Annotated in this window: 19 protein-coding genes and 1 pseudogene; 19 read left to right on the top strand and 1 reads right to left on the bottom strand. The window is 55.8% G+C overall.

Annotated elements, in window-relative coordinates; all coding sequences use genetic code 11:
• The first annotated feature begins 78 nt into the window (after positions 1-78).
• Positions 79-1,392, top strand: coding sequence for an FG-GAP-like repeat-containing protein (locus MUN86_RS07310; RefSeq protein ID WP_245123540.1), 1,314 nt, complete (start codon positions 79-81; stop codon positions 1,390-1,392).
• Positions 1,389-2,948 carry a choice-of-anchor Z repeating domain-containing protein gene (locus tag MUN86_RS07305; protein ID WP_245123537.1) on the top strand — a complete coding sequence of 520 codons (1,560 nt, stop codon included), beginning with the start codon at positions 1,389-1,391 and terminating at the stop codon, positions 2,946-2,948. Before MUN86_RS07310 ends, MUN86_RS07305 begins: the two co-directional genes overlap by 4 nt.
• Positions 2,949-3,021: 73 nt before the next feature.
• Here the strand turns inward: MUN86_RS07305 and MUN86_RS07300 are convergent, their stop codons facing one another.
• Positions 3,022-3,663 carry a hypothetical protein gene (locus MUN86_RS07300; protein ID WP_245123534.1) on the bottom strand — a complete coding sequence of 214 codons (642 nt, stop codon included), beginning with the start codon at positions 3,661-3,663 and terminating at the stop codon, positions 3,022-3,024.
• A gap of 204 nt (positions 3,664-3,867) precedes the next feature.
• Here MUN86_RS07300 and rluF point away from each other — a divergent pair, with 204 nt between their 5' ends.
• The 17 genes and pseudogenes from rluF (at position 3,868) to lysA (ending at position 24,289) form a co-directional block, all read left to right on the top strand.
• Positions 3,868-4,971, top strand: a complete 1,104-nt coding sequence (gene rluF, locus MUN86_RS07295) for a 23S rRNA pseudouridine(2604) synthase RluF (protein ID WP_245123531.1) — start codon at positions 3,868-3,870, stop codon at positions 4,969-4,971.
• Between the two features lie 337 nt (positions 4,972-5,308).
• Positions 5,309-5,704 (top strand): inner membrane protein YiaA, encoded by a 396-nt coding sequence (yiaA, locus tag MUN86_RS07290; RefSeq protein WP_245123529.1) that lies wholly within the window; start codon positions 5,309-5,311, stop codon positions 5,702-5,704.
• An 84-nt stretch (positions 5,705-5,788) separates the two neighbouring features.
• Positions 5,789-6,343: a sugar O-acetyltransferase gene (locus MUN86_RS07285; RefSeq protein ID WP_245123526.1), complete on the top strand. Its 555-nt coding sequence runs from the start codon at positions 5,789-5,791 to the stop codon at positions 6,341-6,343.
• A 113-nt stretch (positions 6,344-6,456) separates the two neighbouring features.
• A complete protein-coding gene (gene yiaA, locus MUN86_RS07280; RefSeq protein WP_245123523.1) occupies positions 6,457-6,849 on the top strand; it encodes an inner membrane protein YiaA in 393 nt (130 codons plus the stop codon).
• Between the two features lie 387 nt (positions 6,850-7,236).
• Positions 7,237-8,240 (top strand): annotated as a pseudogene (bioB, locus tag MUN86_RS07275) (biotin synthase BioB).
• A 163-nt stretch (positions 8,241-8,403) separates the two neighbouring features.
• On the top strand, positions 8,404-9,390 hold the full coding sequence (locus tag MUN86_RS07270; RefSeq protein WP_245123520.1) for an aminotransferase class I/II-fold pyridoxal phosphate-dependent enzyme: 987 nt from the start codon (positions 8,404-8,406) through the stop codon (positions 9,388-9,390).
• 253 nt (positions 9,391-9,643) lie between these two features.
• Positions 9,644-10,264, top strand: a complete 621-nt coding sequence (gene bioD / locus MUN86_RS07265) for a dethiobiotin synthase (RefSeq protein ID WP_245123517.1) — start codon at positions 9,644-9,646, stop codon at positions 10,262-10,264.
• Positions 10,265-10,343: 79 nt separating this feature from the next.
• On the top strand, positions 10,344-11,213 hold the full coding sequence (locus MUN86_RS07260) for an aminotransferase class III-fold pyridoxal phosphate-dependent enzyme (RefSeq protein WP_245123514.1): 870 nt from the start codon (positions 10,344-10,346) through the stop codon (positions 11,211-11,213).
• Positions 11,168-11,374: a hypothetical protein gene (locus MUN86_RS07255; protein WP_245125833.1), complete on the top strand. Its 207-nt coding sequence runs from the start codon at positions 11,168-11,170 to the stop codon at positions 11,372-11,374. Before MUN86_RS07260 ends, MUN86_RS07255 begins: the two co-directional genes overlap by 46 nt.
• A gap of 41 nt (positions 11,375-11,415) precedes the next feature.
• Positions 11,416-11,574, top strand: coding sequence for a hypothetical protein (locus MUN86_RS07250; protein WP_245123511.1), 159 nt, complete (start codon positions 11,416-11,418; stop codon positions 11,572-11,574).
• A 66-nt stretch (positions 11,575-11,640) separates the two neighbouring features.
• The gene (locus MUN86_RS07245) at positions 11,641-13,086 is read left to right on the top strand and encodes a beta-ketoacyl synthase N-terminal-like domain-containing protein (protein WP_245123508.1); all 1,446 of its coding nucleotides are present in this window, start codon (positions 11,641-11,643) and stop codon (positions 13,084-13,086) included.
• A 105-nt stretch (positions 13,087-13,191) separates the two neighbouring features.
• Positions 13,192-14,550, top strand: coding sequence for a M20/M25/M40 family metallo-hydrolase (locus MUN86_RS07240; protein ID WP_245123505.1), 1,359 nt, complete (start codon positions 13,192-13,194; stop codon positions 14,548-14,550).
• 463 nt (positions 14,551-15,013) lie between these two features.
• A complete protein-coding gene (locus MUN86_RS07235; RefSeq protein WP_245123502.1) occupies positions 15,014-18,202 on the top strand; it encodes a SusC/RagA family TonB-linked outer membrane protein in 3,189 nt (1,062 codons plus the stop codon).
• Positions 18,203-18,230: 28 nt separating this feature from the next.
• A complete protein-coding gene (locus MUN86_RS07230; protein WP_245123501.1) occupies positions 18,231-20,189 on the top strand; it encodes a RagB/SusD family nutrient uptake outer membrane protein in 1,959 nt (652 codons plus the stop codon).
• Positions 20,190-20,533: 344 nt separating this feature from the next.
• Positions 20,534-21,298, top strand: a complete 765-nt coding sequence (locus MUN86_RS07225; protein ID WP_245123499.1) for a slipin family protein — start codon at positions 20,534-20,536, stop codon at positions 21,296-21,298.
• 302 nt (positions 21,299-21,600) lie between these two features.
• Positions 21,601-22,974 carry an aspartate kinase gene (locus MUN86_RS07220; protein WP_245123497.1) on the top strand — a complete coding sequence of 458 codons (1,374 nt, stop codon included), beginning with the start codon at positions 21,601-21,603 and terminating at the stop codon, positions 22,972-22,974.
• A 94-nt stretch (positions 22,975-23,068) separates the two neighbouring features.
• Positions 23,069-24,289 carry a diaminopimelate decarboxylase gene (lysA, locus tag MUN86_RS07215; RefSeq protein WP_245123495.1) on the top strand — a complete coding sequence of 407 codons (1,221 nt, stop codon included), beginning with the start codon at positions 23,069-23,071 and terminating at the stop codon, positions 24,287-24,289.
• Positions 24,290-24,341 lie beyond the last annotated feature (52 nt).

Here is a 24,341-nt window from a genome sequence, read left to right as displayed (position 1 = left end):
ATCCAGACTTCTTCAGTGAACAGAGTATGGTACTTGTTGAATTGCTGGGCACTCCCAGTTTTGATAGCGCAACGCAGCATGAATGACAACTACTTTTTTTCGACTTCACTAGGACAGTCGTTGGCAACTTCCCCATTTCGTTGGCGGCTGTACGCGGCCAAGCGGCACCTAGCTGGAACCATAGGCACTTTTCTACTAGCCCTAGTTCCGGCTGGAGCAGCTTTAGCCCAGGGCCCGACTGTCACGGCTCTTTCGCCAGCACGCAACGCTGTGACAGCCGCCCGCGCTACGCCCGTGGCAGCTAGCTTCTCAGAGAGCATTAACGCTGCTACTGGCAATAACCTTACGGTGTATTCGTCCCAAGCAGGAGGTAAGAAGACTGGCACCTACTCTACTAATGGCAATACTGTCACGTTTGATCCTACCACCGATTTCAAGCCTGGCGAAACGGTGTTTGCTACTGTTCCGGCCACGCTGCAAGGCACAAGTGGGGCGGCAGCCAGCAAACAGGTTTTTCAGTTCACTACCGCTACGGGCGGCGGTGGCCGAGGCACCTTCAGTGGTAACCTAAACGTGGGCGTAGGCTCTAATCCTAGAAATTCGGTGTTAGCTGATGTAAACGGGGATGGCAACCTGGATCTGCTGACGGCCAACGAGCGTAGCGGCATCGGAGACCGGCCCGGTACCGTGAACGTGCGCTTTAATGACGGCGCGGGCACGTTCAGCAACACTCATCAGAACGTAGTTGTAGGCAAACTTCCATACTACGTGGCCACTGCAGATGTCGACGGCGACGGCGACTTGGATTTGCTTTGTGCGAACGGCGGCAATTCAAGCCAGACTGCAAGCAGCACAGTAAGTGTACGCCTCAATAATGGAAGTGGCACTTTCACTGACACAGGTCAAGATGTGCCTGTCAGTAATGACCCTGCTAGTATGGCGCTAGGTGACATCGACGGTGATGGTGACTTGGACTTGGTTGTGGCTAATGGCACCAGTTCTCTCAGTGTACGAATCAACAATGGCACCGGTACGTTTGATGGTCGTCAGGAGATATCTGTCCTTCAAGTTAGAGTTGTAGTAATAGGAGATATCGACGGTGATGGTGATTTAGACTTGCTCTCTACTAGCAATAACCAAAGCCGAGTAATTACCCATTTGAATGGTGGTGATGCCAGCGGTTCTAACACAGGCACATTCACAGAAGGTCAGAATGTGGCCGTGGGTACCCGTCCTCAAGGCCTAGCAGTAGGCGACGTGGATGCCGACGGCGACCTTGATATATTCGCAGCAAACAGCGGTGATAATGCAGTGAGCGTGCGGCTTAATAATGGCACCGGCCGCTTTAGTGGGAGTCAAGAGGTTACGGTGGGGCAACACCCCAAAGCGTGACAGTAGGCGACGTGGATGCCGACGGCGACTTGGATTTACTTGCGTCAAATAATGACCCTAACGGTACTGTAAGTGTGCGCCTCAACGACGGCACTGGTAATTTCGATGGCAACCAAGACGTTGCAGTAGGCCTAGGCCCTCGTAGTGTAGCGGTAGGCGACTTAGATAATGATGGCGACTTAGACTTCGTAACAGCCAATTACCTGAGCGGCACCGCGAGCGTGCGCCTCAACCAAGATCAGGCGCAGGTACCTACCATCACTAGCCTGAGCCCAGCCGCCGAGTTGCCGGGCATGCCGGTAACCATCACCGGGACTAACTTTACTAACAACAGTACCGTTAGCTTTGGCGGCGTACCTGCGAGCAGCGTAGCATTAAACTCGTCTACTTCTCTTACAGCAGTTGTACCGGCCGGCGCAGCGGTGGGTAATAGCCCCGTGGTCGTGTCCAATTCGCCTGGAAACGACGCCAGCAACCCAGCTTTCACGGTGCTAAAAGTGTTCGATGGCACAACTAGCTGTCTTACGTCGAATGGCCATGAAGCCACTGGTGACGGAGCTTGGCACTACTTACTTACGGCAGAAGGTGAAGTGGTGGCTGCCATCCAGGATACTCGCAAAAGCTTGGGCAATGTTACGGTTGGCCTCCAAGCAATCGAACCCACTACGCCTGTGCGCCAAGACGGACGGGGCCACTACTACCTCGACCGCAACTTTGTGGTAACGGCCGACATTAGCAAATTCCCAAACCATACCATTAACATGCGCTTCTATGGCCTGACTAGTGAGTTTGCGCGCCTCCAGACTGTTGACCCCGCCGTGAATTACGACAACCTTAAGGTTACGCAGTACAACAGTGAAAACAATGATGAAGACTGCGACTTCGAAAACAACGACTTCATCTACGGCGAGTCTAATGTGCTAGCTGCCCCAGCCAGCACTCCCGGCAACGACGTGCCATGGTTTGTGGCAGAAGTAGCGGTAGCCGACCATTTCTCGGAGTTTTATCTTACGGGCAGTTCCCGGCCACTACCTGTAGAGCTCACCAGTTTCACAGCTGAGCAGCACAACGCAGCAGTACAGCTACGTTGGCGCACCGCCTCGGAGCAGAACAGCGCGCAGTTCGAGGTGGAACGTAGCCGCGACGGTCGCACTTTCCAAACCATCGGTCAGGTAGCCGCGCAGGGCACGAGCACCCGCCCCAGCGACTACAATTTCGATGATGCAAAGTACCCAACCGGTGTGACCTTGCTCTACTACCGCCTCCGGCAAGTTGACCAAGATGGTACGGCTACCTACTCGCCAGTGCGGACAGTAACCTTAGGCGACGTCGCCCGCACACTACGCGTGTACCCTAACCCAGCTCGTAACCAGCTTACAGTAGCTGGAGTTGCGCCAGGGGCTATGGTCGAGTTGTTCGACGCTACCGGACGTCGGGTGTTGCGCATCACTGCCGATGAAAACGGTAGTAAGGAGCTGCGTTTGCCAGATGGACTGCCAGCTGGGGTATACTTGGTGCGCAGCGGTTCCCAATCAAGCCGCTTAGCAGTGCAATAACCATTATCAGATAGAGAACTTACAAAGCTTAAGCGTTTGTAAGTGGGGTCGACTCTATTAAGGGCTACGAGAGCTATAGTAGCTCTATTGCTGTAATTTCTCTCACTTTACTGTACCGTTTCTCTTGAGGCTGGTAAAGATCAACTTCCTGCCAGCTTACACGTGCTTGTCGGCCTTGTAAAGTGTTTATCTGAGATAAGATTTCGTCAGCACCAGGAAATCGACTTAACCACACAAACTCGACGTTGTCGCCCTTCGCAATCTGCAATTGCAACCGAGCCAAACCTGTGCCTTGTAGCACACCTAACTTCCCTGTCGACTGCCCCGTCGTTGCAGCCGTTGATGCAGGTGTAGTAGCTACCATTTGCGTTAAATTCATGAAGGCCGGACAATCTTGCAATAGTTGAGCACCTACTTCAGTACCAATCTGATTCATAGTTTTAGTGTCACCAAAAGCTTCAGATCCGTACAACCGTTTTATAGCGGTCATTTCTTTACCTGCTACCGGAGCAAAGGCTTGTGTGAGAATCTTCAGATACTGTTCTCTAGTAAGAGGCTGAGTTTTCTGTTCGACAACTGCTTTTTCAAGAATTGGGCATATTGCCGCAGCCATCTTTAGGTTTAACTCCTGCTTAGTTTGCTGTGCATAACTTGAGACAACACTTGAAATAGAAGTCCAGAATAACAGAAAAGCGAAACGAGCGCAAAAAGGCATATAGCATTAAAGTAAGTGTGTTATAATCTTGCAAAGCTAGTAGTAATCCTCGCTCTAACTACGGTTGGCTAGAGGTTTTATAGTTCGTTCTCACTTCCTGTGGCTATTGCCGTATTCCTTCCATTTGGCTTATGCGTAGCTTTGTGAATCGTTTTGCCGCCACGTTGGCCAGCTAAATAAGAACACCAACTAGAAATTCAGCACATGACCACCCGGCTCAATAAGTACATCAGTGAAAGCGGCTTTTGCTCCCGGCGGGAAGCCGACAAGTTTATCGAGCAAGGCAACGTGTTTGTGAACGGCAAGCGGGCCAAAATTGGCGTACAGGTCGGTAGCAAAGACCGGGTGGTGGTGAACGGACACGCCATAGAGCCCCGCGCCGAAGAAGATGCCGTGTACATCGCCTTCAACAAGCCGCCGGGCATCACGAGCACTACTGAGCGGGGTGTAAAAGGCAATATCATCGACTACATCAAGCACAGTGTGCGCATCTTCCCTATTGGCCGCCTCGATAAAGAGTCGCAGGGGCTGATTTTGCTCACCAGCAACGGTGACATTGTCAACAAGATTCTGCGGGCCGGCAACCGCCACGAAAAGGAATACATCGTGATGGTGGATAAGCCCATCACCGATCAGTTCATTGAAGCCATGGCCAATGGCGTATCGATTCTGGGCGTAATGACGCAGAAGTGCGAGGTAAAAAAGGAAACCAACTACATCTTCCGCATCACTCTGATTCAGGGCATGAACCGCCAGATCCGGCGCATGTGCGAGGCGTTTGGCTACGAGGTAGTGCAGCTAGAGCGGATTCGGGTAATGAACATCAACATTAAAAGCCTTGGCGTAGGCGAATGGCGCGAGCTAACCGAAAAGGAACTGAAAGTGCTATTTGAGATGATAGAACACTCCAGCAGCACCGACGACGGCTCTGTGCCCCGCCGCCGCAAAACCGTTTCCACCGCCGAGCAGTGGGCCGACCGTCCTTCGCGCAAAACGGCTCGTCCTATCACTGGCCAGCCCGCTATTGCACGCCCCGCCTCTGGTTCTCTCGACGAGGATATTCCCCGCAAACCTAAAACCAAGCTTGCTGGCACCTGGATCGAGAAACCCTCGGGCCGCAAACCAGCCACGCCCCGCGGCTTGGCTGCGGCGGGCCGGGCCGCTGGTTCGGGGCGGCCGGTTGGCACGCCGGGCGCCCGTCCTGGCCGCCCGGCGGGTCCCGCCAAAGGCTCGGCTGGCGGATCTGCCAAGCCTAAGAATTCCACCCGTGGTACCCGCGGGAGTGCCCGACCCGGCAAACGATCATAGCCACAGCGAGCCGCTCGAATCGAGCGGCTCGTTGTGTTTTAACAGTTCCTTGATAGTTATAGCGGGTCATAGTAAAGTCTGATTTTTTAGTTGTAAGCAAGTAGGATAAAGCAAGCAATATCCCAATGAAATATATACTATAAGCTGCGATAAAGCTTATTTCAATGTCTAAAGCCCTGGCTATGGGATGCCCATTGACTTTGCTAGAATCAGGTTTTGAAAAGTCTAACAGAGGCAGAAGTTTGGATACAGGGTTGGTGGAGTAGCTTGCTATGTTTGGCTTGTCGTTCGGCTATTCACCGGCGTTTCTGATCCAACCCAAACTTACTAACACAGTATGAACTCCAAGCCCTCCAACGCATTCGTTGCCGCCTCATGGGTGGCGTTACTAGCCGGAATGGCTGCCTTCATTATCGGCCTCTGGAATGCGCAGATGCCGCTCAACGAAAAAGGCTACTATTTCACGGTGCTGATGTACGGCCTGTTTTCGGCGGTTTCCTTGCAAAAGAGTGTGCGCGACCAACTTGAAGGCGTGGCAGTAACCAATATCTACTACAGCCTAAGCTGGTTTTCCACCATCCTGACGGTAGCGTTGTTGGTGGTCGGCCTGTGGAATGCCACGCTGGCGCTGAGCGAAAAGGGCTTCTATGCCATGTCGTTCATGCTGGCTTTGTTTGGCGCCATTGCCGTGCAGAAAAATACCCGCGACACCCGCAGCAGCAACCCTATATAACGGCCAGCAACCGACTTAACGCCAACACGCAGCGCCACTAAATTTGCCTACGCCATATTGCAGCGGATTTCACTAAAGTCTTGTATGAGCGTTACAAACGAAAAAGCGAAGATGCTAGCCGGCGAGTTATATCAAGCCAACGACCCGGAACTTGTGGCGGAGCGGCTGCGGGCCAAGACCTTATGCCACCGCTACAACCAGGAACCCGTGGAACTCAACAAGCAGGTGTTAGCCGAATTGCTAGGCTATGAAACCGACGCCTACATCGAGGCCCCGTTGCGCTGCGACTATGGCTATAACATCAAAGTAGGGCGAAACTTCTACGCCAACTACAACCTCACCATCCTCGACTGCGCCCCCGTCACCATTGGCGACAATGTATTTATAGCGCCAAATGTACTGCTCAGCACGGCGGGGCATCCTGTGGAAGTAAGGCCGCGCGTAGCGGGTTGGGAATTTGCCCGCCCCATCACCATCGGCGACAATGTATGGCTGGGAGCCGGCGTGCTAGTTATGCCTGGTGTCACCATCGGGGCGGGCACCACCATTGGGGCGGGCAGCGTCGTTACGCGCGACATTCCGGCTGGTGTGGTGGCTGTGGGCAATCCGTGCCGGGTGCTCCGCGAGTTGCCTGCGTAGCAACAACTTGATTGCTAAGCCGCCATCATATAAACTTATCACTATGTTTGAAGCGACAAACCGCAGCTTTGCCAGCTGGCGGTCTTTTCGCTAATTCTTACACAGCCTGTTTTATGAATCAGAAGCCTTCCAACGCCTTTGTTGCCGCTTCTTGGGTTGCCTTGCTGGCCGGTATGATTGCCTACATAGTAGGTTTGTGGAACGCCACCATGCTCCTCAATGAGAAAGGCTATTACTTCACTATTCTACTGTTTGGCTTGTTCGCTGCGGTTTCACTGCAAAAAAGTGTCCGCGACCAACTGGAAAATATTCCCGTCACCAACATCTATTACGGTCTTTGCTGGTTTGCAACCTTGGCAGCTATTGTGCTGCTAGCCGTAGGCCTGTGGAACGCCACGTTGGCGCTGAGCGAAAAGGGTTTCTATGCTATGTCATTCATGCTGGCTTTGTTTGGCGCCATTGCCGTGCAGAAAAATACGCGCGACACTCGCAGCGCCTCCGAATAACCAGGCTACCTTATTTTTTCTATCCATGCTGACTGCTGTCTAGGACGGCTTTTAGCATGGATGATTATTGCCGCCATGGAACTAGCAGAACCAAGCAGGGCGGTATATAGTTGATTACCAGCACGAACCCAAGCAGTAGCAGTTAAATCTACTTTCAGTAGAACACGCTACAATCCTGACCTTAGTAGGACAGCTATAAGTAGCACAGCAGCTTGGCACTGGAGCTATACACTGATCATGAGGATATGCGCAACAGACAGACACTAGCCCATCCTGTATTGTCGAAACTACTTCTCCTGTATCTTGCGGACCGCTGTGTAATTTCGATGCTGGCGGGCTGCTTTTCTTGCCAGGTTGGCAGCCGTTGAACCCAACCCTTCCCCACACATGATTCGCACTGACTGGACTCTCGAAGAAGTAAATGCCATTTATAACCAGCCCGTGCTGGAACTCGTGACGCAAGCGGCTGCCATTCATGCGCAGACCCAGGCCACCGGTGAGGTACAGGTATGTACCCTATTAAGCGTAAAAACCGGCGGCTGCCCCGAAGACTGCGCCTACTGCCCCAAGCCGCCCGCTACCACACCGGCGTGCAAGCCCACAAACTCCTCCCCGATGCTGAAGTAATAGCCGCAGCCCAACGCGCCAAGGATTCGGGTAGCACTCGTTTCTGCATGGGTGCCGCCTGGCGCGAAATCCGCGACAACAAGGACTTCGACCGGGTACTAGGCATGGTAGAGCAAGTAAACGAGCTTGGTTTGGAAGTGTGCTGCACCCTCGGCATGCTGAACGAGTACCAAGCCGAACGCCTCAAGCAAGCCGGCCTCTACGCTTACAATCATAACCTCGATACCAGCGCCGAACACTACTCGGAAATCATCACCACCCGCACCTACGACGACCGCCTCAACACGCTTGAACACGTGCGTAAGGCTGGTATTTCGGTGTGCTCGGGCGGCATCATCGGCCTTGGCGAAACCGACGAAGACCGTATTGCCATGCTCCATACGTTGGCTACTCTGCCCGCTCACCCAGAGTCGGTGCCCGTGAATGCCCTGGTGCCGGTGGCCGGCACGCCCCTTGCCGAACAGCCTCGCGTGAGCGTGTGGGAAATGCTGCGCATGATAGCCACCGCCCGCATTCTGATGCCCAACACCATGGTGCGCCTCTCGGCCGGCCGCCAGGAGATGCCCGTCACCGAGCAAGCCTTGTGCTTCCTAGCCGGCGCCAATTCCATCTTCAGCGGCGAAAAACTCCTCACCACCCCCAACCCCGACTTCGACGCCGACAAGCAGATGTTTGCTCTGCTAGGCTTGAAGCCACGCAAATCGTTCAAGGACGTGCCCGAAGGCGCCATGGTGCTGGGCCGAGAAGCCTCGGTAGAGGCATAGTTTTAAAGTTAAAAAGCTAGTTCCCCTTCTCAGCTGAGGAGGGTTAGGGATAGTTGAACAACTAGAAATTAAAGCTAGTTACTGTTCAACGCGTGGTTAAGCACCCCTAGCCCTCCTCAGTTGAGAAGGGGAACTAGCTTTTTTGCCCTAGATTTTCATTTTCATGTTCGGCACCTCCCCTCTTCACCAGCGTTTCGCCCATCAACTCGCCCAACGCGAAGCAGATGGCACGCGGCGCCGCCTGACGCAACCCGCGGCTGGCCTGGTGGATTTCAGTTCCAATGATTATCTGGGACTTAGTCGCCACCCGGCGCTACAAGCCGCATTACAACATGCCACCACCGAAGCAGCCGGGAGTACTGGTTCCCGGCTGCTTACTGGCAACTCCGCTGCCACCGAAGTACTCGAAACCCACTTAGCCGAGTTTCACCGAGCAGAAGCAGCGTTGCTCTTCAACTCCGGTTACGCAGCCAACATGGGCTTCTTCTCCGCTGTGCCCCGCCGCGGCGATACCATCCTTTACGATGAAGCCTCGCACGCCTCCGTGAAAGACGGTATTCGCAGCAGCTTTGCCACCGCCTGGAGCTTCCGCCACAACGACTTAGCTGATTTAGAGCGGCGCCTAGCTCGTGCTACCGGCGCTGTATTCGTAGCCGTAGAAGCCTTATACTCCATGGATGGCGACATGGCGCCGCTGGCAGAATTAGCCGTGTTTTGTCGGGAGCGGGAACTGTACTTGGTGGTAGATGAGGCGCATAGCAACGGCATTTATGGCCCAAACGGCGAAGGCCTAGTAGTTGCTTTGGGTTTGGAAGCCGATGTCTTTGCTCGCATCCTCACCTTCGGCAAGGCCTTAGGCAGTCAAGGCGCGGTGGTAGCCGGTCCTTCCCTACTACGCGACTATCTTCTCAACTTCAGCCGCCCCTTCATCTACACCACGGCCCTGCCTCCACTCACTGTAGCTGGCTTGACAGTAGCTTACTACCTATTACCTGATCTGGCGCCGGAGCGGGAGCAGCTATTTGAGCTTTCCGAGTACCTGAAACATACGCTCAATACTGTGCCCGGTCTGCGCGTACCCTTGGACAGCCATATCATCCATCCAGTCTTCTTCCCTACTAACCCCGGCCCGAAGCAGTACGCCGCGTAGCCGCTGCCGCCCAACAAGCTGGCTTCGACGTCCGGCCCATTGTGTCGCCAACGGTACCCGCGGGTACGGAACGACTACGGCTTATTGTGCATAGTTTTAACACACGGGAAGAAATTGACGGACTGGCGGCAGTGTTAGGTCAACTACTTGATGTGGCACATTCTATCATCTTGTAATAAAGCATCCGAGGTCCGCCTTATCTATACATGAGGTTACTCGATACAAAGTAACTCTCTTATTTGCCTTTTCTCCTTTGGAACGACTCTTCATTACCGGCATCGGGACTGACGTAGGTAAGACCCTCGTGTCAGCTATTTTAACTGAGGCTTTGCAAGCCGACTACTGGAAGCCGGTGCAGGCAGGTTTGGAGCCTACCACCGATGCGGCTACCGTACGCAGCTTGGTACAGAACCCGGTGAGTAAGTTCTGGCCCGAGCGGTACCGGCTACAAATGCCAGCTTCGCCTCACGCGGCGGCAGCGGCCGAAGGCCTAGAACTGCACGCCTCTGACTTTGAGCTACCTGCTACAAACAACCATTTGATTGTAGAGGGCGCGGGCGGGCTGTTGGTGCCGCTAGCGCCGGGTTTGCTTATAGCCGACTTGGCGCTGCAATTTCAACTCGATGTGGTGGTAGTTTCGCGCAACTACTTGGGTAGCATCAACCATACCTTGCTTACGTTGGAAGCTTTACAAGCGCGTGGATTACGCGTACGCGGCCTAGTGTTCAACGGCGACCCAACACCTGCTACCGAAGATTTTATCAGTCAACACACCAACGTTCCGCTAATGCCTCGGCTACGGCTAGAGCCGGAAGTTTCAGCAACGGTAGTGCGCGGGTATGCGGCCACCTTCCGGGCATGGTTTGGGCTATAATCTGAGAGTGTTGAGGCTTCATTCGGCGCGGCAATGAGGCGGAGCCGTTACCTTTGCCGCCCCAATTTGTTATTGCTTCATGCCTACTCTTGCCGAACGGGACCACGCCGTATTGTGGCATCCATACACTCAGATGCAAACCGCGCCGCTGCCAGTGCCCATTGTGCGCGGCGAAGGCTCCTGGCTGATTGCAGAAGATGGTACCCGCTACCTCGACGGCATTTCGTCGTGGTGGGTGAATTTGCACGGGCACGCCCACCCGCACATTGCGGCGCGGGTGAGTGCGCAGCTGCACACGCTAGAACACGTGTTGTTCGCCGGTTTCACGCACCCATCGGCCGTGGAGCTAGCCGAGCAATTGCTGGAAATCCTGCCCGCCAACCAGGCCCGCGTGTTCTACTCCGATAATGGCTCGACAGCTGTGGAAGTAGCTATCAAGATGGTGATGCAGTACTTCCACAACCAGGGCCAGCCCGAGCGCCGCACCTTTATCTGCTTCCGTGACTCTTACCACGGTGACACGTTCGGAGCCATGTCGGTGAGCGGGCGGGGCGCTTTCACGGCGCCGTTTGGGCCCTATTTGTTTGATGTGGAGTTCATTGATGTGCCGGTACCAGGCCGCGAAGCCGAGGTGCTGGCTCAGTTAGACGCCGTAGTAAGTCGCCCCGATGTGGCTGGCTTTATCTTCGAGCCGCTATTGCTGGGCACTGCCGGAATGGTCACGTATTCAGTTGAAGTGCTCGATGAGCTTGTGCGCCGTTGTCACCGCCATGGCGTGCTTTGCATTGCCGATGAGGTGATGACGGGTTTTGGACGCACCGGGCCGCTATTTGCCAGCGAATTGCTTACCGAGCAGCCCGACATTATGTGCTTCTCCAAAGGTCTGACGGGGGTACTATGGCTATGGGCCTCACTACTTGCACTGGTGTCATTTATGAAGCCTTTTTAAGCGAAGACCGGCTCAAAACGCTCTTCCATGGTCACTCCTACACCGCCAACCCCATAGCCTGCGCGGCGGGCCTGGCTAGCCTCGAACTTACCCGCGCCCCGAGTGCACGAACCAACGGGCACGCATTGCCGCAGCCCACGCCGCCTTTCGGCAGGAAATAGAAGGGCAGCCGGGCGTTCGGGCAGTGCGTCACTTAGGCACCATGCTGGCCGTAGAGTACGACCCCGGCGAAGGCACTAGCTACTTCAGCAACCTCCGCGACGAACTTTATCAACTAGCGCTACGCAACCACGTGGTGTTGCGGCCGCTTGGCAACGTGGTGTACTTGCTGCCCCCTACTGCACTACCAACGACGAGCTAGAGAAACTCTACCAAGTACTGCAGCAGATGCGGGAATTAGTACTTACGCTTACGTCTTCCGCCGCCCATGCCTAACGCAGAAGGCCTGATTGTTATTCGGGGGCGGGGCCGGGCGTGTGCGCTCGGCACTAATTTGGCCGCCTACTCTGCTAGTGAGGCTTCGCCGTTTCAAACGCGAAGTGTAGTCGCGCACCAGTTGCCGGTGGCTGCGCTGCCTGCTACCACCGAAGAAGCTGTAGCAGCTCTCCGCCGCGCCCATCCTGCCTACCGCCAACTCGACCGGACGGTGCTGCTGGCGCTGCTGGCCGCTCGGCAAGCTACCACTGAAGCGGGTTGGGTTACCGAGGCATCTGGCACTGTGGTTGAGCAGTTGACTGCTGTTGAGACCCCAATAGCGAACAGTGTGCTTACCAAGGCAGCAGCTAGCCACAATACGGGTACTCTCAATCAACAAACTTCTATCCCCAATCAGCAACCTGAAATCAGCGTGAGTATCGGTTCTAGCCGTGGGGCTACGGAACGGCTAGAGCAGTTTCACCGCGAGTTTCTGGCAGATGGCGTGGTACCCGTGGCCGCTTCGCCGCTGACTACGCTTGGTAATGTGGCGAGCTGGGTGGCATTTGATGCGGGCAGTACTGGCGGCGCGGCTCTTAGCCATTCCAGTACGTGTAGCAGCGCCTTTCAGGCGCTCGGCAATGCCGTGGCGTGGCTGCGGGCCGGCATGGCCACCCGCTTTTTGGCTGGCGGCACCGAAGCGCCCCTCACCGATTTCACGCTCACCCAGATGCACACCTTGGGCATCTACTCCACCTTTCCAGCTACCGATTGGCCCTGCCGGCCCGGTGCCGGCCGACCTTCGTCTTTCGTGTTAGGCGAAGGAGCCGCCGTATTCGCGCTGGAAAAGGTGGACGCTTCCGCGTTAACGATCGAACTCCAGCAGCCCGGACAACCGGTATTTGTGTTGGAAGCCGTAGGGTTTGGCTTTGAAGCCATAGCCAGCAAAACCGGACTTTCACCCGACGGGCAACATTTTCAGCAAGCTATTGGCCACGCTTTGCGCCAAGCGGGCCGTACGCCAACCGACATAGACGCCGTGGTGCTACACAGCCCCGGCACCCCGGCCGGTGACGCGTCGGAACGAGCGGCACTGCGCACAATTTTCGGCGAAGAACTGCCTCCGCTCTTATCCAACAAGTGGCTAGTGGGCCACACGCTAGGAGCATCGGCGGCGCTGAGCTTGGACTTTGCGCTGCATGTGCTTGCAACGCAGCAGTGGCTCCCAGTTCCGTTTGCTACTGATTTAGCGCCAGCCCCAACTCGGCCTATTCGGCGCATTCTAGTAAATGCAGCCGGTTTTGGGGTAATGCAGCTAGTGTGTTGGTATCGATGCTCTAGCGCTAGGTGTCTTTGGTGTCTGATTAGCAACATTGAAAAGCACGATTGCCTCGTTAGCAATGGGCCTGCCCCTTACCCTATTTGCGGATGGCTGTTACTGCAGAATCAAGAGGATTGAATTACTGAAAGTACTATAACTTCCCGTTCGCGTTATATTGCGTACTGGCCGCAACGGCCAAGCGCTTTGGCGTGTCTCTGCTCTTGTCTCTAATCAACCAACTGAATGCTGCGTTCTACTCTTTTTTTGCTTGCCCTTGGCCTTACGGCTTCGGCTTTCGCTCAAACCAAACCAACCACTACGCCCGACCCTGCCATCACCAAAATGGTGGAAGAAATATCGGAAAAGAACCTGCGGGATGATATCGACAAGCTCGTGAGCTTTGGCACCCGCCACACCTTATCGGATACCAAAAGCAAGAAGCGCGGCATCGGGGCGGCTCGCAATTGGGTGGAAGACGAATTCAAGAAGTACAGCAAAGCCAGTGGCGGCCGTTTGAAAGTCGAGCAGGACACCTTCACCATCAAGCCCGACGGCCGCCGCATCAACCGGCCCGTGGTGATGGCCAACGTCATGGCCACGCTGCCTGGCACCGACCCCAACGACAAGCGCATCTTCGTGGTGAGTGGGCACATCGACTCGCGCGTGTCCGACGTGATGAACGCCACAGCCGATGCGCCAGGCGCCAACGACGACGGTTCCGGCACGGTGGCCGTGATGGAGCTTGCGCGGGTGATGAGCAAGCAGCAGTTCCCGGCCACCATCATTTTCGTAGCGGTGCAGGGCGAAGAGCAGGGCCTCTACGGCTCGACTCACATGGCCAAACGCGCCAAAACCGAAAACTGGAACCTGGTGGCTATGCTCAACAACGACATTATGGGCAACTCCACTGGCCACGACCCGGAAATCAAGAACACCACGCAGCTGCGCGTATTCAGTGAAGGCGTGCCCGCCAACGAAACCCCCGACGAAGCCAAGGTACGTCGTACACTGTCCTCGGAAAACGACTCGCCGAGCCGCCAGCTTGCGCGCTATATCCGCACCGTCACCAAAAACCACGTAGCGGGCCATGAGGTAGTGCTGGAGTACCGCCCCGACCGGTTCCTGCGCGGCGGCGACCATACGCCCTTCAACCAGCAAGGCTTTACGGCGATACGCTTCTCGGAAATGAACGAGGACTTCCGCCATCAGCACCAGGATTTGCGCACCGAAAACGGCGAAGAATACGGCGACCATGCCAAGTTTATGGACTTCGCGTATCTGCGCAAAAACACTGGCGTGAACCTGGCTGCCCTCGCCAACTTAGCCCTGGCGCCCGCTGCTCCTGAAAACGTAGGCGTACTCACCGCCAAGCTCACCAACCGCACAGAGCTTCAGTGGGAAGCGCCCAAAGCCGGCGAAAAACCAGCTGGCTACTACGTGCTGATGCGCGAAACCAGCGCGCCCGAGTGGCAGCAGAAGTTCTTCGTGACGGACACGAAAGCCGACTTGCCCCACAGCAAAGACAACTTCATTTTCGGGGTTGTATCCGTAGATGCCGAGGGCCACGAAAGCCTGCCCGTGCTACCGAAGCCGGTGCGCTAAACCTTTTAAGTTTCGTTGCGAAGCCGCCGCCTATATACACCAAGTGAGTGCAGGTAGGCGGCATTGCTATGTATTGTCTAACGATGTCAAAGCCATCTGGCCCTTCACTTATCCACTCACAATCCGTGTTAGTTGCAGCGAATTACACAAACGTTAATCTTGTTTATCAATAAGCTCACTAAGTGCGGCTATCCTGTTTGGCTACTGTGGAGGTAAACGCAGCTACTTAACAGCGCTTATTTTCTTTTCACCACCTTACTTGCCAGGGCAACTGGTGTTCACGCGGAAAAGCACTTTATTTATCTAAAATAGGTAAATTTGCCTTTAAAATAGCATAATAACGCAAGAACACAAGCCGAAAACGGAGCTACGAAAACCTTTGCATACAGGAGAGTGCGGGACGGCAACGTCAAATTTAACAGAGTACTTTCTGTGGAATTTATTGAACCTCACCCTCAGTCTTATGGACAAACTCTATGGCTTGACTCGGAAGCTTCCTGTTGCAGCTGCGCTACTGGCAATAGCGCCCGCCGCAGTAGCTCAGGCAGTAACCGGTAAGGTTACCGCCGACGATTCGAAGGCCCCCCTACCCGGCGTTACGGTTGTATTGAAAGGTAGCACGACAGGCACAGCAACCGGGGCAGATGGCAGCTTCTCACTGAACGTTCCTAACCGGCAGGGTACCCTCATTTTCTCCTTTATTGGATATGCCACGCAGGAAGTGCCGATTGATGGCCGCTCGGAGGTATCCATTGTACTAGGCACCGACACCAAGGCCCTGCAAGAAGTAGTGGTAGTCGGCTACGGCTCCCAGAAAAAGAGCGACGTAACAGGCGCTTTGTCGTCGGTTTCGGAAGAGCAGATTCAGCAGGTAACCACCCAAAACCTGACGCAGGCCTTGCAAGGTCGGGCGGCGGGGGTGGACGTGGCTGGTGGCAACTTCCGCCCCGGCGAAACGCCTGCTATCCGCATCCGGGGCAACCGCTCCATTCGGGCATCCAACGAGCCGCTGTACGTGGTAGACGGCATTCCGCTAGCGCAGGGCACCGGCCTCAACGACTTCAACCCACAGGATATTCAATCTGTGGAAGTACTGAAGGACGCGTCGGCTACGGCCATTTACGGCTCCCGCGGGGCCAATGGCGTCGTGATTGTGACCACCAAGCGCGGGCAGGAAGGCAAGTTCACGCTCAACTACAACAACTATTTCAGCATTGATAAGGCCTCACGCACGTTGGACTTGTTCAACGGCGGTGAGTTCCTGGAATTGCAGCGCGAAGCCAACCGCAACACCAATGCCTACGCGCCCCGTTACGCTGATCCAGCCCTCGACTACACTCTGTTCGGCGCAGTGGACCCCAATGCGTGGGAAGGTATTGCCGACGGCTACGAGTGGGAAGACCGCGCAACGCGTAAGGTAGCCTATCGCCCCACTACCGAGGAAGAGCGTGCCCTTTATGGCGCCAACGTCACTCAAATTCCGGTTTATGATGCCAGCAAGGTGCGCACCACCGACTGGCAAAAGCTAGCCCTACGCACGGCCCTGACTCAGAACCACCAAATCAGCGCCAGCGGCGGCAACGATAAGTTGCGAGCTTCGATGTCGGTGGGTTACCTCAACCAGGAAGGCATTCAGAAAGGACAGGACTTCACGCGCTACAACGCCCGCGTCACGCTCGACTACAAGGTCAACAACATCGTCACGCTGGGCGCTTCGACCAACGCCAGCTTGGCGGTGCAGAACTACGGACCCGATATCTACGGTCGCGCCACCGGCCAGATTCCGTACGCGACGCCGTATGCGCCCGATGGGACGTTCATTGTCAGCCCGGCGTTTGTATCCACGATTTACAACCCACTGCGCGAGGCCGAAAACGCCTTCAACGAGCGGCGCGTAACCCGTTTCTTCGGCAGCTTCTATGGCGAGGTAAAGCTCCCCGTAGAAGGGCTGCGCTACCGCCTCAACGTAGGGCCTGACTTCCGGAACAATCGTACGGGTATCTTCCAGTCGGCGCGGGCTATTGCCCGGGATGCCGGCGGCCCCAACTCCACATCTTTCGCGCAGTACGACCAAGGGCAGAACTTCACTTACGTGGTGGAAAACCTGTTGTTCTACGACAAGCAGATCAACGAAAATCATAGCCTTGGCATTACAGCCCTGCAAAGCGTGCAAGCTGACCGCAGCGAAAGCTCGTCGATCAGCGCCGTAAACTTGCCTTACGACAGCCAGAAGTGGTACAACTTGGGTTCGACGTATCAGGCGGCGGCCAACGGCTTTGGTACCGGCTTTTCCAAGCGCACCCTGGCTTCGTGGATGGGCCGCATCAACTACAGCTTCATGGACCGTTACGTGCTGACGGCTACCGGCCGCGCCGACGGTGCCTCGGTGCTGGCACCGGGCAACAAATGGAGCTTCTTCCCCTCGGTGGCCCTGGCCTGGAAAGTGCAGCAGGAAAGTTTCTTGCGCGGTGTAGAAGCCATCAACGAGCTGAAGATACGCGGCGGTTATGGTACCGTAGGCCAGGCTTCCGTTGACCCTTACACTACGGGTGGTACCCTGCAGCGTTCCTCTTACGCCTTCAACGAAACCCCAGCCTACGGCTACTCGCCCACGCCTGGTACCTTGCCGAACACGCTCGGTGGTATTCCTAACCCCGATTTGCAATGGGAACGAACGTCTACCATCAACTTGGGGCTGGACTTTGGTTTGTTCAATAACCGGATAAGTGGCTCGGTGGAAGCGTACCGCGCTAACACCACCGACCTGCTGCTGCCGCGCGGCTTACCTACGGCCGGCGGGGTGGCCAACATCTTGCAAAACATCGGAGCGACGCGTAACAGCGGCATCGAAACCAGCCTGACCACCATCAACGTGGAAACGGCCGGCGGCTTCCGCTGGGCTACCGACTTCATCTACACCCGCAACAAAGAGGAATTTGTGAAGCTGGCTTCCGGCGCGCAGGATGATATCGGTAACCGCTGGTTTATCGGGCAGCCTCTCGGCGTGTATTACAGTTACAAAAACGATGGTATCTGGCAGCTAGACCAAGCGGACGAGGCGGCCCGGTACGGCGCAGTGCCCGGTGACATCCGAGTGGTTGATACTGATGGGGTACTTGACGCCAACGGCAAACCCATCATCAATGCCAACGACTACCAGATACTAGGTTCGAACCGGCCGAAATGGACGGGCAGCGTGAACAATACGCTTACCTACAAAGGCTTTGAACTTAGCTTCTTGGTGTATGCCCGGGTAGGCCAGTTGGTGGCTACCGGCATCACTCCGGGTTTGAGCGGCGTGTTCCAGAGCCAGAAAGTAAACTACTGGACGCCGAATAATCCCACCAACGAATTCCCGCGGCCTACCTACAAAGCCGAAGCTCGCAACAACGAAGGCTACGCCTTTGTGAACGGCAGCTTTGCCCGGGTGCGTAATATCTCGCTCACCTACACCGTGCCGCAGGCCATCAGCTCGAAAGTGAAGATGAGCAACCTGAGCGTGTACGCCAATGCCGTGAACCCCTTCCTGTTCACCAAGTTCAAAGGCCTCGACCCTGAAGCTACCGACGTTGGAACCACGTCCGGCGAACGGGCACAGGCCCGTAACCTGGGCACCAAAAGCCTCGTGTTCGGCTTGCGCGTAGGATTCTGATTCAGGACTTTTTCAATTGCCTAACCTCATGAAAATCACCCGTACCGTACGCCTTGCCTCCCTGACCGTCCTGATGGGACTCGGGCTGGGCTCGTGCAAAGATTACTTAGAAGAAGAACTAGTTTCCACGCTCACCAACGACTACTTCAGCACCGAGCAGGGCTTGGAAGATTTGGTGAAATCCAGTTACGAGCAAACTCGCTATAAGTACGCTCTGGAGCACTCCTTCGCCATGTTCAACTATGGCGTGGATGAAATGACGAGCGCCGACCAGATCAACGTCGAGTGGTGGAACCGCTACGATAGCCGCCTGAACTCTTCGGATAGCTTTGTAGATGGCGTCTGGACTGCCGACTACGACGGCATCAACCGCTGTAACATCGGCATTGCTCGGATTCCTAGCATCCAGGGCACTACCACGCTCCGCACCGACGCGCAGAAAACGCAGCGTTTGGCCGAATTGCGCTTCCTGCGTGCCTATTACTACTTCCAGTTGGTGCAGCAGTACGGCGCTATCCCGCTGCTACTGGAGCCCACTGAAGGCGTAAAGCTGGACTATACCCGCGCCCCCGTGCCCGATGTGTATCGCACCATCATCTCCGACCTGAAATTCGCGTCTGATAACTTGGCTCCGACCACGCCAGATTTCGGCCGGGCCACCAAGAATGCCGCCATGCACTACTTGGCCAAGGTGTACCTGACGCGCGGTAGTGCCGTAACGGACGTGCGCGGCCAGAAGCCTACCGACATGGACAGCGCCGCTTACTACGCCGACCAGGTCATTACCTCGGGGCGCAACCCGCTGGCAGCTAACTATGCGGATCTATTCGATGTTTCTCCTCCGCCCACTACTCCTTTCACCTCTGCGGCTCCTCCGTCCTACGCCAGCAGCGTAGCGGCGCAAACCAACCGCGAAATCCTCTTCTCGGCGCAGTTCAACAACATCGTGACGCTATCGGGCCGTTTCGGCAACCGGGTACACTCCTACTTCACGTTGCAGTACGACAACGAGCTAGGAATAGACCGCGACATCCTCAACGACCGTCCTTTCCGCCGCATAATGCCGACCAATTACGCCATGGACATCTTCGACCGGCGCAACGACTCGCGGTTTTATAAGATGATGAAAACGGCTTGGATTGCGAACCGCGCCAACAACATTCCGAGGTGGGTTGCCGCTGACGCGCCCACGCCGGCGCTGGTAGGTCAGCCGAAGTTTACTGTTGGTGATACGGCGTTCTACGTCATCGTTAACACCCGCGAAAACCCGATTCCGCAGGCGCAAATCAACCGCTCACGCTACAAGATTTTTGCCCGCTACATCCGCAATGCAGCCGGCAATGTGGTGACGGGGGCCTACGACCCAACCGGCACGCTGGCCCTGCGCAACAAGTTTCCGCAGCTCATCAAGCACACCGACCCGTACCGGCCTAGCGCCGCCGAAGAAGCCGGCACCAAGGATGGCCTGTTGGCCCGCTCGGCCGAAACGTATCTAATTGCGGCCGAGGCCTATGGACGCAAAGGCAATTACACCAAGGCCCTGGAGTACATAAACGTGCTGCGGCAACGAGCTGCTTACAAAGCAGGAGAAGCGAAGCCCTCAGTGAACTGGCGCATAGAAGGTGGCACCCGCGGCGATGTAACCAGTTCGTATCCGGCAATTACAGCCCGGCTGACCAACTTCACCACCAACGACCCCAAAGAACTGTATCCAAGTTCGGTAACGACCACGGAGCAGCGTTTCATACACTTCATCTTGAATGAGCGTACACGCGAATTGCTAGGTGAGCTGCACCGCTGGGAAGATTTAGCTCGCACTGAAACGCTACAGTTGCGTGCGCCCCTCTTCAACCCGGATGCCGCAGGCGCTACCGATCCTAAATTCAAGTTGCGGCCTATTCCGCAGACCCACTTGGAGCGCATCTTCCGCAACGGTCAGCCTCTCACCAACGAGGAACGCCAAGCTGAACAGAATCCAGGGTACTAGTACCTGACACAAGTACTGAAGTACAACGGAAGGGAGGGAGTCAATCGTGGCTCCCTCCCTTTTTGTTTGTTCTGCTTTCCATCCGAGACCCTTCCATAATGGTAGGATGCACCCCAAAACAGTAGGTTCGGGTTTGCAGGCTTACTGTCACTGACGGGGCTTTGAGCACAGGATTACGCTTTGTTTTATTAGAAAAACATCTTTAGCAGCCAGGAATGCAGGATAGTGAAGGACAGCGGCCATTGGGTTCACAAGCAGGTGATAGGGCGGCACCTGCTTTGTAGCGGCAGTGGCACGGGTACTTAATTAGTTTCGAGGTCCTTCACCTTTTCTTTTCTACTGTCATGACCTTCCTCACTATTGTTCTACTTATCGTTGGGTTTCTGTTACTCGGTATCCGCATTGCGCAGGAATACGAGCGGGCTATTGTGTTTCGGCTGGGCCGGTTTACAGGAGTGCGGGGACCGGGCCTATACTGGATCATTCCTTTCATCGAGCGGCGCGTCACCATCGACATCCGCACCAAAACCGTTGACCTGGAACAGCAGGAAACCATCACCAAAGACAGCGTGACTATCAAGGTGAATGCAGTGCTGTGGTTTCGGGTAGTTGATCCGGCAGCGGCCATTATCAAGGTGGCCAACTTCAACCAAGCCGTGTACCAGCTAGCTGTTACGGCGCTGCGCAACATCATTGGGCAGCACCAATTGGATGAAGTGCTGCGCGGCCGTCAGCAAATCAATGCCTCGCTGTTGCAACTCGTTGATGCAGCCACCGAGCCGTGGGGCGTGAAGATTGAGTTGGTGGAAATCAAGGACGTCGAGATTCCCGAATCTATGCAGCGGGCTATGGCGCGCGAAGCCGAAGCCGTGCGCGAGAAACGAGCCCGCATCATCAAAGCCGAAGCCGAACTGGAAGCCAGCATCAAGCTCACGCAGGGCGCTCAGCAGATGGAAAACAGCCCCATGGCGCTGGAGCTACGCCGCATGCAGATGATATCCGAAATCGGCATCGACAATAGCACCACAACGGTGGTCTTGATTCCGTCGGAGTTCAGCCAAGCCGCCAAAAGCTTAACCGCTATGGCGAAACCGCAGACCATGTCATAAGGAAACAGGTGAGTAAGATGCGGAGAAATCCAAATTATGTTTTTACTTGCGCTCCGAAGCCACGCCCAAGTGCCAGCTTCCCTTTCTATGACCACCTCCCCTTTTGTATGCGCTTTCACTGCCCGGCCTTCGGCTGGCACTAAGCGCGTGTGCGGAATGGTCAAGAAATGCAAGAAACAGATTCCGGCCTGACCGTCGTTGCTGTTCCTTGCACTTAGTTGCTCCTGAACTCACTGCGCCGGTCCTCTTAGGGCCGGCGCTTTTTTTTGCCCTTTCGCCTTAGTATTTCGTTCTTCACCTGTATGAAAGTTCTCAAGTTTGGCGGCACGTCCGTCGGGTCGGCGCAACGGATGCGCGAAGTAGCTGAATTGATATACGCGCCCGAGCAGCGGCGTATCGTGGTGTTGTCGGCTATGAGCGGCACCACCAACACGTTGGTTGAAATTGCCCGGTTACTCCACAACGGCGACCTAACGGCCGCTATGTCGCGCATCGAAATCATGCGGCAGGATTACCACATGGTAGCCCGCGAGCTGCTACCCGACGCCACTGTGGCGGCGGCTGCCATCAAGCACTTGGACGGTATTTTCCGCAGCATCTTCGACCTCACGCGTCAGCCGCTGTCGGCTTCCGGCGAGCGGGTGATTCTGGCCCAAGGCGAGTTGCTGAGCACTTACCTGTTTCATCAGTACTACACCGGCATTTTAGGCCGCGAGGCGGTGCTGCTGCCCGCTCTAGACTTCATGCGCATCGATGCCGACGACGAGCCCGATGCCGCTTACATTCGGGAGCACCTGCAAGCACTACTCGCGCAGCACGCCGAGCAGCAACTGTTTATCACACAAGGGTACATCTGCCGCAATACCCAAGGCTTCATCGACAACCTGAAGCGCGGCGGCTCCGACTACTCTGCCTCGCTGATTGGGGCCGCTGCCGACGCCACCGAAATTCAAATTTGGACCGACATCGACGGGCTGCACAACAACGACCCGCGGGTGGTGAAAGACACGTATCCGCTACGCGAATTATCGTTTGATGAAGCGGCTGAGCTGGCGTATTTCGGGGCGAAAATCCTGCACCCAAGCTCGGTATTGCCGGCCCGCCAACACGGCATTCCGGTGCGGCTGCTCAATACCATGCAGCCCGAGGCGCCTGGCACCCTTATTTCCAGCAAAACCGGCCAGGAGGCTATCAAGGCGGTAGCCGCCAAAGACGGTATCACGGCCATCAATGTGAAGTCGAGCCGGATGCTGCTGGCGCACGGCTTTCTGCGCAACCTGTTCGAGATTTTCGAGCGGTACCGCACGTCCATCGACATGATAACCACTTCGGAAGTCGCCGTATCCCTCACCATTGACGACGCCTCCCGGCTCCCCCAAATTTTGGAAGAATTGCGCCGCTTCGGGACCGTGGAAGTGGACGAGCACCAAACGATTATTTGTCTGGTGGGCAACCTGGTGCAAGCTAATTACGGAGCGGCTTACCGGGCGTTCGAGGCGCTGAAAGACATTCCGATGCGCATGATTTCCTACGGCGGCTCGCCTAACAACATCAGCGTTCTGGTGCATACCGCCGACAAAGTACAGGCGTTGCGGGCCTTGAACGACGGCTTGTTCCGGCGGCAATCTTCCTCCTCTAGCCTGTTCTCGGAAAAAGAAGGGGAACTAGCGCTGTAAGCCCACTCTTTTCCGCTTTCTGTTTAATAATCTCATTTTCATTTGATTCTAAACCGCCCTTAGCTTTCCTGCTGAACGCGCACCCTCAACCGAAATGGAAACTGGTTTTTCCTTTCTCACGCTGCGCCACAAGTTGGAAAGAACCCCGGGACGGTCTTCCTATACCATGTCGTTTCAACTTTCTCCGGCGCTACAGGCGCAACCTACGCCTTTCTACCACTACGACCTCGGCCTGCTCGACCAGACCCTAACGGCTTTGCAACAAGCCGCCGAGCCGCGCAATTTCCTGGTGCACTACGCCCTAAAAGCCAATGCCAACCTCCCGGTTCTGGAACGCATTAAAAACCGCGGCCTCGGCGCCGACTGCGTAAGCGGTGGCGAGGTGCAGCGGGCATTAGAGGCAGGCTTTACCCCCGACCACATTGTATTTGCCGGCGTGGGCAAGTCGGATGCGGAAATTAATCTGGCGCTGGCCGCCGATATCTGGTGCTTCAATGCCGAATCGGTGGAGGAACTGGCGGTGCTGGACGCGCTGGCGGGCGCGCAAAACCGCAAGGCGCGGGTGGCCCTGCGTGTGAACCCCAATGTGGACGCCTACACGCATCCGCACATCACGACGGGGTTGGCTGCCAACAAATTCGGTATCAGCCTGACTGATCTGCCGGGCGTGGTAGCTCATCTGAGTTCGTTGCCGAACCTAGAGCTAGTGGGACTACACGCGCACATTGGCTCGCAAATCACCAACCTCCAGGTTTTTGCCAAGCTCAGCGAGCGGCTCAACGAGTTGCAAACGTCCCTCAGCGACCAGGGCTACAACCTACCGCACCTCAACGTGGGCGGCGGACTCGGCATCAACTACGAGCAACCCGATGAGCAGGCCATTCCTGATTTTGAAGGCTACTTTTCGATGTTCGAGCGGCACCTCATTCGGCGGCCGGGCCAGCAGGTGCACGTGGAGCTAGGTCGGGCCTTAGTAGCACAGTGCGGCACCCTCATCAGCAAAGTGCTTTACGTGAAGCAGAGCCAGCAAACCAACTTCGCCATTCTCGATGCGGGCATGACCGAACTGATGCGCCCCGCGCTTTACGGCAGCTACCACTACATCCAAAACCTGAGCAGCCATAGCGCCGAGCAGCTTTACGATGTAGTAGGCCCCATCTGCGAATCATCGGATACGTTCCGTAAGGGTGTGCTACTGCCCGAAACGCAGCGTGGCGACTTGGTGGCTATTCGCTCGGCGGGCGCTTACGGCGAGGTGATGTCGTCGGGATACAACCTGCGGGAGAAGGCCGCCGCCGTGTACGTGGGCGAGTAACCGGTGCAGCAAGGCGTACTACACTTCTTTATAATTTTGAAACAGCAACGCG

Origin of the sequence: Hymenobacter volaticus (genome assembly GCF_022921055.1) — a bacterium.
Classification (GTDB): Bacteria; Bacteroidota; Bacteroidia; order Cytophagales; family Hymenobacteraceae; genus Hymenobacter; species Hymenobacter volaticus.
The sequence above is the reverse complement of the archived record's forward strand: the minus strand, read 5'-3'. Positions and strand labels throughout refer to the sequence as shown.